The organism is Hymenobacter ruricola (genome assembly GCF_015694525.1).
GTDB classification, from domain to species: domain Bacteria; phylum Bacteroidota; class Bacteroidia; order Cytophagales; family Hymenobacteraceae; genus Hymenobacter; species Hymenobacter ruricola.
In genome coordinates this window covers 92,170-106,111 of sequence record NZ_JADQDM010000018.1, presented here as the reverse complement: position 1 = coordinate 106,111, position 13,942 = coordinate 92,170, and the positions used below count along the sequence as shown (strand labels likewise).

At 63.2% G+C, this 13,942-nt stretch carries 15 protein-coding genes; 9 read left to right on the top strand and 6 right to left on the bottom strand.

The features are described from left to right. The 7 genes from I2H31_RS22030 to I2H31_RS22000 form a co-directional block, all read left to right on the top strand. A partial coding sequence (locus I2H31_RS22030; protein ID WP_230687981.1) for a TniB family NTP-binding protein occupies positions 1 to 558 on the top strand: 558 nt, incomplete at its 5' end. A gap of 32 nt (positions 559 to 590) precedes the next feature. Further along, a complete protein-coding gene (locus I2H31_RS22025; protein WP_196295217.1) occupies positions 591 to 836 on the top strand; it encodes a TniQ family protein in 246 nt (81 codons plus the stop codon). Positions 837 to 875: 39 nt separating this feature from the next. Beyond that, a complete protein-coding gene (locus I2H31_RS22020) occupies positions 876 to 1,607 on the top strand; it encodes a TniQ family protein (RefSeq protein ID WP_196295216.1) in 732 nt (243 codons plus the stop codon). A gap of 589 nt (positions 1,608 to 2,196) precedes the next feature. After that, the gene (locus I2H31_RS22015; RefSeq protein ID WP_196295215.1) at positions 2,197 to 3,222 is read left to right on the top strand and encodes a YncE family protein; all 1,026 of its coding nucleotides are present in this window, start codon (positions 2,197 to 2,199) and stop codon (positions 3,220 to 3,222) included. A 33-nt stretch (positions 3,223 to 3,255) separates the two neighbouring features. Beyond that, positions 3,256 to 3,672, top strand: a complete 417-nt coding sequence (locus tag I2H31_RS22010; RefSeq protein WP_196295214.1) for an EamA family transporter — start codon at positions 3,256 to 3,258, stop codon at positions 3,670 to 3,672. 131 nt (positions 3,673 to 3,803) lie between these two features. Next, complete coding sequence (locus I2H31_RS22005) at positions 3,804 to 4,301, top strand: hypothetical protein (RefSeq protein WP_196295213.1); 498 nt, start codon at positions 3,804 to 3,806, stop codon at positions 4,299 to 4,301. Positions 4,302 to 4,538: 237 nt separating this feature from the next. Further along, complete coding sequence (locus tag I2H31_RS22000; protein ID WP_196295212.1) at positions 4,539 to 5,255, top strand: sulfite exporter TauE/SafE family protein; 717 nt, start codon at positions 4,539 to 4,541, stop codon at positions 5,253 to 5,255. A 126-nt stretch (positions 5,256 to 5,381) separates the two neighbouring features. Here I2H31_RS22000 and I2H31_RS21995 read toward each other — a convergent pair whose 3' ends face one another. The 6 genes from I2H31_RS21995 to I2H31_RS21970 form a co-directional block, all read right to left on the bottom strand. Beyond that, entirely contained in the window at positions 5,382 to 5,552 is a 171-nt protein-coding gene (locus tag I2H31_RS21995; protein ID WP_196295211.1) for a hypothetical protein, read from the bottom strand. A gap of 100 nt (positions 5,553 to 5,652) precedes the next feature. Next, on the bottom strand, positions 5,653 to 6,309 hold the full coding sequence (locus tag I2H31_RS21990; protein ID WP_196295210.1) for a phosphatase PAP2 family protein: 657 nt from the start codon (positions 6,307 to 6,309) through the stop codon (positions 5,653 to 5,655). A gap of 5 nt (positions 6,310 to 6,314) precedes the next feature. After that, positions 6,315 to 8,732, bottom strand: a complete 2,418-nt coding sequence (locus I2H31_RS21985; RefSeq protein ID WP_196295209.1) for an outer membrane beta-barrel protein — start codon at positions 8,730 to 8,732, stop codon at positions 6,315 to 6,317. 105 nt (positions 8,733 to 8,837) lie between these two features. After that, positions 8,838 to 9,269 (bottom strand): PepSY-like domain-containing protein, encoded by a 432-nt coding sequence (locus tag I2H31_RS21980; protein ID WP_196295208.1) that lies wholly within the window; start codon positions 9,267 to 9,269, stop codon positions 8,838 to 8,840. A gap of 84 nt (positions 9,270 to 9,353) precedes the next feature. Beyond that, the gene (locus I2H31_RS25355; protein ID WP_196295207.1) at positions 9,354 to 10,601 is read right to left on the bottom strand and encodes a sensor histidine kinase; all 1,248 of its coding nucleotides are present in this window, start codon (positions 10,599 to 10,601) and stop codon (positions 9,354 to 9,356) included. Next, complete coding sequence (locus tag I2H31_RS21970) at positions 10,598 to 11,275, bottom strand: response regulator transcription factor (RefSeq protein ID WP_196295206.1); 678 nt, start codon at positions 11,273 to 11,275, stop codon at positions 10,598 to 10,600. The genes I2H31_RS25355 and I2H31_RS21970 overlap by 4 nt, the downstream gene beginning before the upstream one ends. Before the next feature lie 186 nt (positions 11,276 to 11,461). On the opposite strand from I2H31_RS21970, the gene I2H31_RS25715 reads away from it, so the two are divergent. Both I2H31_RS25715 and I2H31_RS21960 read left to right on the top strand, forming a co-directional pair. Next, the gene (locus tag I2H31_RS25715; protein ID WP_196295205.1) at positions 11,462 to 12,805 is read left to right on the top strand and encodes a TolC family protein; all 1,344 of its coding nucleotides are present in this window, start codon (positions 11,462 to 11,464) and stop codon (positions 12,803 to 12,805) included. Positions 12,806 to 12,847: 42 nt separating this feature from the next. Continuing rightward, a complete protein-coding gene (locus I2H31_RS21960; protein WP_196295204.1) occupies positions 12,848 to 13,822 on the top strand; it encodes an efflux RND transporter periplasmic adaptor subunit in 975 nt (324 codons plus the stop codon). The last annotated feature ends 120 nt before the right edge of the window (positions 13,823 to 13,942 follow it).

The window sequence follows — 13,942 nt, the reverse complement described above, 5'->3', positions numbered from 1 at the left end:
ACGCCCCGCTCTTTTTTGCTGTCATTACAGAAGAAATATACGTCCTTCTTCTGTCCATCATTCCTAGACCACCTCAAGCAAAGCCAAGTCATTAATACGTTGCGGCGCCTGGAAACCCGGCTGTTCATTGTGGACGAGATTCAGCACATCCTGGCGGGCAACCGGCTCAAGCAGCGTCAGTTTTTGAATGTGCTCAAGTATTTGTCGAATGAGTTGATGCTACCATTGGTGGGGGCCGGGATTAAAACGGCGTTTAATGCCATTAAGCACGATGAGCAGCTATACCGGCGCTTTGACTCGATAACCCTGCCGTTATGGGAAATGGATGAGGAGTACCTGCGCCTGCTCTTGAGCTTTGAGCGCCTCATCCCGTTGAAGCTGCCGTCAAATTTGGGGGAGGAGAAATTGGCCAGCATACTGCTCACCATGAGCAAAGGCAATATTGGCGTGTTGGCTAAGGTTTTACAGAAAGCAGCCATTCAAGTCATCCGCAACCGGCAGGAATGCATCAGCGTGGCCTTGCTGGAGAAGCTGGATTGGCTCTCAGGGTTCGAATAGACCAGTTATTGAACGCTTACCCCAGACGAGTCATGAACAATACCAGCCGTTTGCCGTGCGCCACCCGGCCCCAACCGGATGAGCTTCTGTCCAGCTGGCTGACGCGCCTGGCCCACGACCACCTGCTGAAAACGCACACGTTCAGCAAGATACTCTTTCCGGGGGCGCATGTGTGGAATACGGACCTGGACCGAAGCGCCCCGGACAGCATGTTGCGCACACTGGCCATCCGCACGGGCGTGCCGTTGGCAATGATTGAGCACACGGTGTTGCGCTGATACGAGCGGTGCCTGCACCTGCGTGCCACATCGGGCAGCATGGCCAATGGCATTTTGCCCTTGGGCATCTACCACCGCACCCGGCGATATTATGGTTTGCTCTTCTGCCCGCAGTGCTTGCGAGGCGATGGCAATGCCCCGTACTTCCGCACCTACTGGCGCCTGTTTGTGATGTATGCCTGCACCCGATGCGGCGTTTACTTGCAGGACCGCTGTCCGGGGTGTGCGCGACCCGTCATTTTTTTTCGGGTTGAACTGGGCCGTAAATCAGCACTGGCCGACAAGCCCATCTCCTGCTGTTTTCATTGCGGCTTGAACTTGGCCCACGCGCCAGCAAAGCCCGCGCCACCTGCCGTGTTGGCCAACCAAGCGGAGTTGGAGCGCATCTTGTACGAAGGGTGGAACGAGCAGGTGTTTTATCCGCAATTCTATTTCGTTGTATTGCATCAAATCATCAAGCAGCTAATCAACGCCCGCCCGGCCAGCATGGCGCTTCAACAGGCCATAGACACCGAAACGGGCTGGAATCCAACGCAAGAAGATGCTTCTGTGCGTAAGAAGAAAATGCCGATTGGATTATTGCCTTTGCAAGTCCGAATTGGTGTGATACAACAGGCACAATGGCTACTGACGGACTGGCCCTACCGTTTTGTACAGGTCACCAAGCGGTACAAGGTTACGAGTACACCCTTTTTGTATGCTATGCCAGATGCTCCCTTCTGGTATCATCGCGTTGTAATAGAAAATCTATATGTTAGTAACGGAAAATAAACGCTGAGCGCTAATAATTCAGCGCAGAATTGTAGCTATACGCGGCAGGGTCGGGCTGGCTTGACTGAGGGCAGGATTGTCAATTTCCACGCATCGGCGCTGAGCGCCTACTGGAGGTGGCGCGTGTCACACCTGACATAGATAGGCACGGGGTTATTTTCCATAGTGGGCGTCAGCGCTAGAGCCAACTGGTGGTAGGTCCCAACTATACGTTCCGAGCGAACTAATGAGGCGCTCCAACTCGAATAAGTACGACAGCTGGCTGAGAGGCTGGCGGCCAGTGACTTCCGAAAGGTGGTAGCATGACAGTACCGGGTGAATAATCGCGCTAGCCCGGCACTGGTACCTCACCCATCAATTCTTATCAGCTTCACTGACCTCGGTGCATGCAATGGCTAGGAATAAGATGGCAGCAACTTTCTGCCCGCTTTCATGCACTAACTGTGTTTCCAGATTCTCGCCAGATTCGCCGGCTACGTTTGCTCAATGCCATTGCTGAAGGTGGTTAGACGCATTCCCGTCCTGAGTCTTAGGTGGACCATGCGCAGGTGGCCAGTGCCACACACGGAAACATTCCCTATCTAATCGCATGAAAAAACTGCTGATTTTTGCCTTATTCGCATGCTCTCGCGGGGCTGCACAAGCCCAACAATCCACTCCCTACCACCTGCTCAATACCATCACCATCGGCGGTGAGGGCGGCTGGGACTACCTCACCGTGGACCCGGCCGGCGAGCGGCTCTACGTGTCACACGGTACGCAGGTAGAAGTGGTGGACTTGAAAACCCGCAAGCTCATCGGCACCATCCCGAACACGCCCGGTGTGCACGGCATCGAAGTGGTACCCGGCGCCGGACGCGGCTACATCACCTGCGGGCGCAGCAATACCTGCGTGGTGTTCGACCTGAAAACCCTGAAGCCCATCGGCGCGCCCATCCCCACAGGTCCCAAGCCGGATGCGCTGTTCTACGACGCTTTCTCGAAGCGCGTGTTCCTCTTCAGCAACGACGGCGGCAAAAGCACCGTGCTCGATGCGGCCACCGGTGCCGTGCTGGGCACGGCCGAACTGGGCGGAGACGTGGAAGCCCCGGCCACCGACGGCCGTGGCACCCTCTTCGTCAACCTGGAGGACAAGGGCGAGGTCATCGCCTTCGATGCCCAAACCCTGGCCGTGAAAAAGCGCAGCTCCCTGGCCCCTGGCGAAGAGCCCACCGGCCTGGGCTACGACCCCAAAGCCAGCCGCCTGTTCAGCGCCTGCGCCAACGAAAAACTGGTGGTAACGGATAGCCAAACCGGAAAGCAGGTGGCCGTATTGCCCATCGGCAAGGGCGCCGACGGCGCCGTATTCGACCCCATCACGGGCAACGTCATCACCTCGAACGGGGCCTCAGGCACGTTCACAGTCATCCACCAGGACTCGCCCACGAAATACCGCGTGGTGGGCAACATGCCAACGGCGCGCGGGGCCCGTACCCTGACGCTGGACCCGAAAACCCACCATCTTTTCACCTGCACGGCCGACTACGGCCCCACGCCGGCCCCCACGGCGGAGAACCCGCGTCCCCGGCCGAGCATCGTGCCCGGAACGTTTCGGGTGCTGGAATACGGCCGCTAAGTCGATTGGCATTGTCACAATACCTTATCTGATATGTGGTGGATATATGCCCTGCTGTCGGCCGTTTTCGCGGCACTTACTGCCGTGTTGGCCAAAATCGGTATCCGGGGCGTCGACTCGAATCTGGCCACGGCCTTGCGCACGGTTGTGATTCTGGTGCTGGCCTGGGGTATCGTGTACGTCCGGGGCGGCCTGGAACAGTTGGGCTCGCTCACGCGCACCAACTGGCTATTTATCGGGCTTTCGGGGCTGGCCACGGGATTATCCTGGGTATTCTATTTCCGGGCCCTGCAGCTAGGCAAGGTGTCGCAGGTGGCCCCCGTCGACAAGCTCAGCGTGGCCATCGCCATCGGGCTGTCGGTGGTGTTCCTGGGCGAGAAGCTGACGTGGCACACCGGCCTGGGCGCGGCCCTGATTATTGGCGGCACTCTGGTGCTGATTTGGGAGTAATCGGGGCCGTTGGTCGATGAATCAGGCGGGCCTGTCGGGATGATGGCTACTACAGACCATTAACAGAATTGTGCATTTTGTTTGGTACAGTTTTTTCATCGCCGCTTCTTCTTGCCTTTTCGCTCTGAATCATGAAAACCTACCTGCTTTTCCTCGGCCTGTCGCTGGTCGGCACCCCAACGATATACGCCCAACAAACGGCGGTGCCGCCCGTCGTTTTGCAAGCATTCGTGGCGCGTTTCCCTACAGCACAACCCGCGGCTTGGCGCCGGGAGATGCAGCCGGTCCGGCCATCATACGAGTATGAAACGCATGGTGACTTCAAGGCTCGCGAAGCCTTTTCGGCGCAGGAAGTGTACGAGGCCACCTTTCAGCTGGATGGCCGGAAGACGTCGGTGGTGATTACGCCCGCCGGGCTAATCCAAGAAACGGAGACGGATTTGGCCATTCAAGCGCTGCCAGCCGCCGTGCGTGCTGCGTTGGCCCGCGACTTCGAGGCCTACCAAGTACAGGAGGCCGCCACCATCGTGCGGGCCGACGGCAGCATCGTGTACGAAGCCGAAGTAGCGCAAGCTGGCCGGACCCAGGACGTGCTGTTCACCGCCGAGGGCCAGCAAGCGCCTGAATAAGCTGCTCCGCTGCTACGACCGTATGCCACCCGATACCCCTCCTCCCTGCCGGGTGGAAGCCGGCCGGTAGTTGCCGGTTGCGAGACTCTAAGACGTACGGCCAGCAGTTGCTTTCAGGGCTAAGCAGGTCGCTTTTCCGAACTTGCAGATTCTTTACAGAATCATATTTTAATCTTGGGGAAATATACGCTTCCATTTGAAGCTTTCCCGGTTTTATTCTCTCACTACGTATCCCTAATGGATTATCTCATTCTTTTCGTCGTCGCCTACCTGGCGGCCACGGTTTCGGCGTCCGTCGGGTTTGGCGGGGCGCTGATTTTTCTGCCCATTCTGGCCAACATTGTGGGCATCAAAGAGGCAGTGCCCGTACTCACCGTGGCCCAGATATTCGGCAATGCCTCGCGCTTTTGGTTTGGCCGGCACGAGTTGCAATGGAAGCCGGTGCTGTATTTTCTGGCCGGCTCGCTGCCTATGGCCATCCTGTCGAGCAGCCTGTACTCGGGCATGAAAGCCGACTGGATTTTCAAGCTGGTGGGCGGCTTTCTGGTGCTGGTGGTCGTTTACCGCCACCTCAACGTGGCCAAAAAGGTGGAGCTGGGTAACCCCGGCATGGTGCTGGGTGGCGCGCTCACGGGCTTCCTCTCGGGCCTGACGGGCAGCGCCGGGCCCACCGGAGCTTTGTTCTTTCTGGGCCTGAACCTGCCGCCGGTGGCCTACGTGGCCAGCGACGCTTTTGCCTCGCTGGTGCTGCACCTCACCAAAACCATCGTGTACAGCAAGTATGCCCTCGTCACGACCAAAGGCCTGTTGGTGGGCACCTTCGCCGGCGTGGCCATGATTGGGGGCAGCTACACCGGCAAGCTGCTGCTGAGCCGCATCTCCAAGGAAAAATTCCTCATGGTCGTCGAGGGCCTGATTGTGGTCTTCGGGCTGCAAATGATGTTCGTGGCGTAACCTGGTTCGAGGTAAGCTAAAAAGGGCTGTTACCCGTCGTAGGTAACAGCCCTTTTTATTGTCATTGAGGGTGGTACAAACCAGAACCGAAGTTGTAAGCCCCGAAGAGCGGACAAAAAACCGGTGCTACTTGCCCTCCCGGTTCAGCGCGATGCACACGGGGCAACGGGGCCGGGTTTCCGCAATCTGGCGCGGCTCGTAGTATTGCCACTCGCCGCTGCGCTTCACTTCCTGCCCCTCGGGGCATTGGTCGTTGTCGTGGAAAGGGTAGCGCTCGGGCTCCGGCGCGGGTGCCATGAGCCCAGTGACGTGAAAAGTGTGGCGGAAAAAGGGAGGTGTTTGCATTTTGTTGGTAAGTCAGTCGGACCGGCAAGCTACCGGCCAATTCTGTGCAGAATCAGGTCGGCCGCCGGGTGGGTGGCAGCAGCACGTACACGCCCGTGACCCAGCCCAGCGCGGCTATCCAGCCCGAGAGCACGTCGCTGGGGTAATGCACGCCCAGGTACACGCGCGAAAAGCCCACCCCCAGTACGAACACCGCCCCCGGCCCCCACACCCGCCAGCGCCGACGGGCCAGCAGCAGGCCCAGCGCCAGCACCACGGCGGCCGAGCCCATGGCGTGCCCGCTGGGAAAGCTGTAGGACGTTTCGGGCGCTAACGACACCCAGAATGCCGGCCGGGGCCGCCCCAGAATGGCCTTGGCCAGCAGGTTGAGGGCTACGGCTCCGCCCACGGCCAGGCCGAAGAACCACGCCTCGCGGGGACGCCGACGCCACGCCAGCACGCCGGTGAACAGCACGGCCGCCACCACCATGGGCACGGGCCCGCCGATGGCGGAGAAAAACAAACTCAGGGAATCAAGCGCGGGGCGGGCGTGGGCGTGCGCCCAGCGCAGGAGCTGCAGGTCGCCGTAGAAGCCTTCGCCTTCCTCGATTTCGGAGCTGGCTTTCAGGAACACTGCCCAGGGCAGCACCACGCCCAGCAGCAGCAGCTTCAGCAGGCGCCGCCGATGGGCCAGCAGCAGGGCAAAGAACCGGGCGAAGTACGTGGACATGGGGCTTAGTTGTCGCTGCCGCCCTCGTCGTCGGCGCTTTTGCGCCGGGCGCGGCTCTCCGAAGTCTGGCCGAAGCGGTAGGTGAAGCCCAGGTAGGCAATGCGCGACTCCCGCTTGAAGCGCGTGACGGTGGCGAAACCCGCCCCGCTGTCGTTCGAATCGAAGCGCAGGGTGTTGAAAAGGTCGGCCACGCGCAGCGTGAAGGTGCCGTGCTCGCCCAGCACATTGTAGCGGGCGGCCAAGTCGATGTTGAAAGCCTCGCCCCGCGTGCCCTGGGCCGAATTGATGGGCGAGCGGTAGTTCACGGCCAGTTGCGCATCGACGCGCTTACTGAGGGGGAACGTGTTGTTCAGCCGGCCCGTGAAAGCCAGGCTGGTCGTGTTCACGGCCGTGCCGCTGGTGCTGCCCCGGATGATGCGCCGGAACGCCGAAGCCGTGCCGTTCACCTTCCAAAACGCAGCCAGGGGCGTGGCGCCCACCACCTCCAGGCCGTAGGAGGTTTCGTCGCCCACGTTCAAGCGGGTGGTCAGCGTGACGAGGTTACCGGTGAGTGGGTCGGTAATGACCTGCCGGAAGGGCTTGAGCGTGGCCGTTTCGAGGCGGTAGAAAGCAGTGGTGCCCAGGCTGCGCCCGCCGGCCCCGTCCACCTGGTGGCCCAGCTCGAAGGAATTGACAAACTCGGGCCGTAGCTGCGGGTTGCCGGCGGTGAGGTTCAGCTGGTCGGTGCGGTCGAGGAAGGGGTTCACGTCGCCCGCGTCGGGCCGGCCCACGCGGCGCGAGTAGCTGAGCTGCACGCGCTGGTCGTGGGGCAGGTCGAGGGCCAGCACGGCGGTCGGAAACAAGCTCAGGTAGCGCTGGGTGAACTGCTCGCCCGTGGTGCGCTGGTCGCCGGTGATGGTGGTGTGCTCGGCCCGCAGCCCGGCCTGGTAGCTGAGCTGACCGCGGGCCCCGGCGTAGAGCCCGTAAGCCGCCTGCACGTACTGGCCGTACACGAAGCGGTTGCTGGGGTCGAAGGCCAGGGCCGGCGCGCTGGCCAGCTGGTAGTCGATATCGTAGCGGCGTAGGCTGCTGCGGGCGCCCGTTTCGAAGCGGCTTTTCTCGCCCAGCGGCCGCACGTAGTCGACTTGGGCCGTGGCCTGCGCGGTGCGGTTGCGGGTTTGCTGCCGCTGGGTGCGCTGGCTGTTGTCGAGGTACACCAGGCGGGAATCGACCGCGTTGTCGTTCAGCAGCGGCGTGTACACGGCGCTGGCGGTCAGTTCCCGGCCCTTGTGCGCGGCCCACTCGCGGCGGTAGTCCAGGGTGAGGTCGGCGGCCCGGAAGGTGCCCGTGCTGGCGTTGGCGCGGGTGCTGGTGCCGGCCCGCACGGGCCGTTCGCCGGCCGTGGCGTTCACCTGGCGCGAGAGCAGGGTTTCGTCGGTGCTCGTCAGGTTCAGGCGCGGCTGCACGGCCAGGGTCAGCGTCTGCTCGGGGGTGAGGGCGTAGTCTAGGCCCAGGCGCAGGGCGTGGGTGGTTTGCACGCTGGCGCCGCTGCGGTCCTGGTGCAGGCGCAGGGTGCTGTCGCGGCCCAGGGTGGTCTGGTCCACGGTGCCGCGGAAGTACCGCCGGTCGCGCCGGTAGTCGTACTGCCCGAAGGCGTTGACCTTGCCCTTGCGGTAGTTGAGCAGCAGCGAGGCGTTGGCCTTGTCGCCGGTGCCGCCGGTGGCGCTCACCTGGCCGTTCAGGCCCTCGCGCCGTTCTTTTTTGAGCACGATGTTGAGGATGCCGCCCGCCCCACTGGCGTCGTACCGGGCCGAGGGGTTGGTGATGACCTCCACGCTTTGGATGCTGCTGGCCGGAATCTGGTCGAGGGTGGTGCCGGTGGGCTTGCCGTCGATGAACACCGTCACGTTGCTGGCCCCGCGGATGCTCACGGCCCCGGTTTGGTCCACCGTCACGGAGGGCACGTTCTGGAGCGCGTCGATGGCCGTGCCGCCGGTGGCGGTCAGGTCCTTGCTCACGTCGATGACCTTTTTGTCGAGGCCACCCGTCACCACCGCCCGCTCGGCCGTCACCACCACATCGGTGAGCTGGGTGGCGGCGGGGCGCAGCTTCCACGTGCCCAGCGTGGCGGCCGAGGCCCCGGCCGTGAGGCTGATAACGCGCCGGCCCGTGCGGTAGCCCACCGCCGTGGCCCGCAGCACGTACTGGCCCAGCGGCACCTGAGCCAGCTCAAACACGCCCAGCTCGCTGGCCTGGGTGCCGGCCACGAAAGTCGAATCGGCGCTGCGTAGCAGCACCACACTGGCAAACGAGACGGGGTTGCCGGTGCCCGTTTCCAGCAAGGTGCCGCGCACCGCGCCCGTTTGGGCCTGCGCCGCCCAGCCGATTCCCCACCACAACCCCCACAGCATCCCCAGCCGGGTCAGTACCTTTCTACGCAACATTTTCTTGATTATTAACACGCAAGCCGTCGAGTATTTCACGGCCGCTCACGCCCCGCCCAGCCAGCTGCCTGAGCCGGCTGGGCAGGGCGGTTGAAGTAGTTGATTTTACTGGGTTACGACTTTGCCATCGGCGGTGAACAACACGTCCTGCGCCTTGCCGCCCTTGCTCACTTCGGCTTCGTACACGGTGCGGCCGTCAGCTTTCACGATGGCGGCAGCTTCCTTCACCTGATAGGCTTTGTAGTCGCGGGCCAGGGTAGCACGCACGGCGGCCGGCAACTGGGCGGTCGGCATGTCGGTTTCGGTTTCCTGCAGCACGCCGGCGGGCGTCAGCACGGCCGACATGGTTTTGCCGTTCTGCTTGAAGCCGGCTTCGTAGTCGGCCCCTTCTTTTTCCCAGGTCACGGCTTTCAACGCCGGAAACTTGGCTTTGAACGCGGCCTGAACGGCGGCCGGCACCTTGGCCGCGGGCAGGTTCTGGGCGAGGGCGGTACCGGCCAGCAGGGCGGTGGCCGCCACGAGCAACAGGGTTTTCATGGGGTTGGAACGGGTGATTTGGTTGAGGAATGCCGCAAACCTAGCGGCCGAATCTGGCCGGAATCTGTACGGCGCGGACGGGCCTCAGAACGCTACACGCAACGTGTGCAGGTGCCCGGCCGGCGCGTAGGCATAGCTCAGGCTGAAGCCGTAGTAGGTGCAGATTTGCTCGGCAATGGACAGGCCCAGCCCGGGCGAGTCGGACGCCGCGTTGTGCTTGCGGAAACGGCCGAGCAGCAGCATGGGGTCGGAATGGAGCTCGGGGCCGGTGTTGGTGATTTCCAGCGCGGCCGGGCTGAGGTTCACCCGCAGTAGGCCGCCGCGCACGTTGTGATTCACGGCGTTCTGCAACAAGTTGCCCACCAGCGACTCCGCCAGCGCCGGGTGCATCGTCACCGACACGGGCGTGAGCAACGTCACCTGTGGCTCAATGTCTTTGTCTTCCAGAAAATCCTGGAGCTGCCGCAGCTTTTCCCGCACTACGCCGTCCAGCGACACAGGCACGCCGGCGTTGAACTGCCTGTTCTCAATCTTGCTGAGCAGCGTGAGGGCCTGATGCAGGCGCGAGAGGCGGCGCGCGGCACGGTACACGTCCTGCACCGCACCGAGGGTGCGCTCGGGCAGCTCGGGGTCCTGCACCAGCTGCTCCAGCCGGGCCTGCATGATGGCCAGGGGCGTCTGGGTTTCGTGGGCCGCGTTTTCGGTAAATTCCTTGAGGGCGCGGTAATCGGCGGCCACGCGCTGGGTGAGCTGGGCCACGGCCTGGTTCAGCTCGCTGAACTCGTCGATGGGCGTGGCTGGCAGCGCCAGCGACTCGGGCTGCTGTAGCTGGAAGCCGCGCAGGGCCTGCAGCGTGCGCCGAAACGGGGCCCACAGCCAGCGCGACAGCCAGCGGTTGAGCAGCAGCAGGCTGCTGAAGAGCAGCGTCATCACGGCCAGCATCACGCCCATCACCACCTTGAGGACATCCTCGGTTTCGAGCAACGACTTGCGCAGCGTGAGCCAGTGCACCTGACTTCGCACCACCACCGGGAAGGAGATAACACGGAAAGGCACCGGCTCGCGCTCCACGGGGTCGAAGATGACGGTATCGCGCAGGCTTTCGGAGCGGGTGGGGCCGTCAATGGTCAGCTCCTGAGGCAGGGCAATGGTGGGCAGCGCGCCCGCCCGCCGGATGCGCGCGGTGAGGTAGGTGCGCTGCTGCTGCAGTTGCTCGTCCACCTCGTGCGCCAGGGCGTGCTGCAGGCCCTCGTACAGCAGGCCGGTGCCCAGTACGAACAGCGTGGCGCTCAGGCCCAGGTAGTAGCGGTTGGTGCGGGTGAGGAGCTTCACGCGGTTTCGAGCTTGTAGCCCAGGCCGTAGATGGTGCGAATGTAGTTGTCGGCCCCGTGCTCCTGCAGCTTCTTGCGCAGGTTCTTGAAATGCGAGTAAATGAAGTCGAACGAGTCGGCCATGTCGGCGTCGTCGCCCCAGATGTGCTCGGCAATGGCCTCCTTGGTGAGCACGCGGTTGGGGTTGGCCAGCAGGAACAGCAGCAGGTCGTACTCGCGCCGGGTGAGCGTGAGGGGTTTTTCCTTTACCAAGACCAGCGTCTGGTCGGGGAAGATGGTCAGGTCCCGAAATACGATGTGGCGCTGGCCCTGAAACTGCCGCCGCCGGATGATGGACCGCAGCCGCGCGTTCAGCTCGGCCAGATGAAAGGGCTTGGGCAAATAGTCGTCGGCGCCCAGCTCCAGGCCCTGCACCTTGTCGTCGAGCGAGCCCCGGGCCGAGATGATGAGCACGCCGGCCACCGACTTGTCGGCCTTGAGCGTGCGCACCAGATTCAGGCCCGAGCCATCGGGCAGGGTCAGGTCCACCAGCACACAGTCGTACTGGTAGAGCTTGATTTTTTCGTGCGCCTGCTGGTAGGTTTCGGCCACTTCACACACGTAGCCCTCGTGCCGCAAAAACTCCAGCAGCGTGCTGCGCAGCGGCGCCTCGTCTTCAACAATCAGAATTTTCACGCTCAGGGAAAGAAAGGTGGCGCGCCCGTTGCCGGCCGCAAGGTCGGCAAGTAGGCCGGGAAATCTGTAAACAATCTGGCGACAGCCTGACCCCTGGTCCCGGCCCGCCGGTGCCCGCGCCGGGGCCGTCCAGAATTTACCCAGATTTGAACAGGAGGTTTGCCAGAAACTTCCTTGCCTGACCGCGTGCGCCGATTATCCTGCTTGCTTTCCGTTTTCCTGCTGCTGGCCTTGAAGGCGGCCGTGCCGGCGTGGGCGCAGCAGCCCGCCGCGCCGCCCGTGCTCAATGCGCCACCCGTTTACACGCCGTCGGCCGCGCTGGTGAGCCCGCGCCGGCTGGCTGACTTTCTGCAAGCGGCCCGCCAAAACAGCCCCCTGCTGCGCGAAAATATCAACCAGGTTGGCCAGAACCGCATCGACAGCCTCGTGCGCGCCCGCCAGAACGGCGTGCAGGTAGGCGGCATTGGCTCGGCGCTGTATTACCCGTCCATCACCAACAGCCAGGGCGAGAGTGTGTTGGGCTACGACAACGCCATTTCCAACGGCGGCAACTACGCGGCCATCGCCCAGGCCACCAAGCCCATCCTCAACCGCTTCCAGCTGCAAACCGACTACCAGATTCTGGCCAGCCAGGGCCAGGTGCTGCGCAACACCGGCCGCCTCTCGGCCCTGGACCTCCGCCGCAGCATCACCGACCAGTTCCTGACTGCCTACGCGGCCGAAACCCAGCTCACTTTCAGTCGCTCGCTGCTGACGCAGCTGCGTGAGCAAGATAAAATGCTGCGCCAGCTGGTGAACGGCGGCATTTTCAAGCAAACGCAGTACCTGAGCTTCTACCTCTCCGTGCGGACCCAGGAAGTGACCGTGGAGCAGGACCGCCTGGCCTACCGCCGCGAGCTGGGCACGTTGCGCGCCCTGGCCGGCGTGGCCGATACGGCCCTGGTGACGCTGGAGGCACCCACGCCGCCCAGCCACCGCCCGCTGGCGGGCCTGCTGGCCCCCGCCCAACGCCAGTACACGCTTGACAGCCTGCGCCTGCGCCTCGACCGTCAGGCCATTGACGCCACCTATCGGCCCAAGGTCAGCGCCGTGCTCGATGCTGGCCTACAATCCTCGTCGTATCTGCCCGTGGCCCTGGCCCACAGCGTGGGCATCGGCGGCGGCCTACAGCTCACGCTACCCATTTTCGACGGGCACCAGCGCCAGCTGCAATACCAGCGCATCGAGCTGAGCGAGCAGAGCCGGCGCGGCTATCGGCAGTTCATTTCCGTGCAGCGGCGGCAGCAGTACGAACAGCTGGAAGGTTTGATTCGGGCCTCCGATGCCTTGCTGGCCCGCATCCGCGAGCAGGTGCGCGTGGCCGATGCGCTGGTGGGCGCGGCGCGGCAGCAGCTGGCCACCGGCGACGTGGCCATCCTCGATTATTTGAACCTAGTGACCAGCTACCGCACCTTGCAATTCAGCCTCACCCAGGCCCAGACCGAGCAACTCCGCAGCCGCTTTGCGCTGGACTACCTCGCCGAGCAGTAGCGTGAACGATGCGCGTCCATGCCACACTTCCTTCCCGCTATCATGAGCCTGTCCCTTCGTCTGCTTCTCCTTCTCGCCCTCACCAGCCTCGCGGCCTGCGGAACCAAAGACCCGGCCGCCGATGAAGCTGCCGCACCCGCCGACGGCGAGGAGGAAGCGGCCGTGAAGCCCCGCGCTCTGGTCACGGTAGGCAGCATCCAAACCGACACTCTCACCGATGTGCTGCGTCTGAGCGCCGTGTCGGCCTACGCGGCCAAGGACGCACTGCGGGCCACCACCACCGGCTACGTGCTGGCGCCCACGCCCGTGGTGGGCCAGCAGGTGCGCGCCGGCCAAACGGTGTTCACCATCCAAACCAAGGAATCGAAAACCCTGCACTTGGATAAGCTCACCGGCGACCCGCGACTGAAGTTCAGCGGCATCATTCCGATTAAATCGGCCCGCGCGGGCATTCTGGCGACGGTGGACAAGCTGGCCGGCGACTACGTGCAGGACGGCGAGCAGCTCGGCCTCACCTACGACAAAAGCCGCTTCGGCTTCATCCTCGACGTGCCCGTGACGCAGCTGCGCTACGTGCACACCGGCCAGACCTGCCGCATCCTGCTCCCCGACGGCCGTGTGCTGCCGGGCCGCGTGGCCGAGGTGCTGGCCACGGCCGACGTCAGCATTCAGACCCAGCGCTATACTATCCGCCCCACCGGCCCGGTGCCCGACCTACCCGAAAACCTGGCCGTGCAGGTCGAGCTCGACAAAACCGCGCCGCACCTGGCCCGCACCCTGCCGCGCGGCGCCGTGCTCACGGACGAAACCCAGACCGAATTTTGGGTGATGCGGCTGCTGAATGACTCCACCGCCGTGAAGGTGCCGGTGACCGTGGGCGCGCAGGAAAAAGACCACATCGAAATCAAGCAGCCGGCTTTTTCCCCGAAGGACCGGATTCTGCTCAGCGGCAACTTCGGCCTCGATGACACGGCTGCGGTGAAAGTTACCCGGCCGGTGGCGGCCGAAAAGGAATAACGCGCCGACCCCCAAACCCGCAAAACGGCCGGTTTGCCACACAAAGCATCCTTACCACGGGCGTATTCCGAGGGGATGCAGCCGGTTCGCTGCAACGAACACGGTAGGGATGCCGCGTGG

Excerpts from the sequence above, each read along its gene's own strand:
- I2H31_RS21990 (WP_196295210.1), bottom strand. The coding sequence starts at position 6,309 with ATGTCCACGTACTTCGCCCGGTTCTTTGCCCTGCTGCTGGCCCATCGG.
- I2H31_RS21995 (WP_196295211.1), bottom strand. The coding sequence starts at position 5,552 with ATGGCACCCGCGCCGGAGCCCGAGCGCTACCCTTTCCACGACAACGAC.
- I2H31_RS21985 (WP_196295209.1), bottom strand. The coding sequence starts at position 8,732 with ATGTTGCGTAGAAAGGTACTGACCCGGCTGGGGATGCTGTGGGGGTTG.
- I2H31_RS21960 (WP_196295204.1), top strand. The coding sequence starts at position 12,848 with ATGAGCCTGTCCCTTCGTCTGCTTCTCCTTCTCGCCCTCACCAGCCTC.
- I2H31_RS22020 (WP_196295216.1), top strand. The coding sequence starts at position 876 with ATGGCCAATGGCATTTTGCCCTTGGGCATCTACCACCGCACCCGGCGA.
- I2H31_RS22005 (WP_196295213.1), top strand. The coding sequence starts at position 3,804 with ATGAAAACCTACCTGCTTTTCCTCGGCCTGTCGCTGGTCGGCACCCCA.
- I2H31_RS22010 (WP_196295214.1), top strand. The coding sequence starts at position 3,256 with ATGTGGTGGATATATGCCCTGCTGTCGGCCGTTTTCGCGGCACTTACT.
- I2H31_RS22025 (WP_196295217.1), top strand. The coding sequence starts at position 591 with ATGAACAATACCAGCCGTTTGCCGTGCGCCACCCGGCCCCAACCGGAT.
- I2H31_RS22000 (WP_196295212.1), top strand. The coding sequence starts at position 4,539 with ATGGATTATCTCATTCTTTTCGTCGTCGCCTACCTGGCGGCCACGGTT.
- I2H31_RS21980 (WP_196295208.1), bottom strand. The coding sequence starts at position 9,269 with ATGAAAACCCTGTTGCTCGTGGCGGCCACCGCCCTGCTGGCCGGTACC.
- I2H31_RS22015 (WP_196295215.1), top strand. The coding sequence starts at position 2,197 with ATGAAAAAACTGCTGATTTTTGCCTTATTCGCATGCTCTCGCGGGGCT.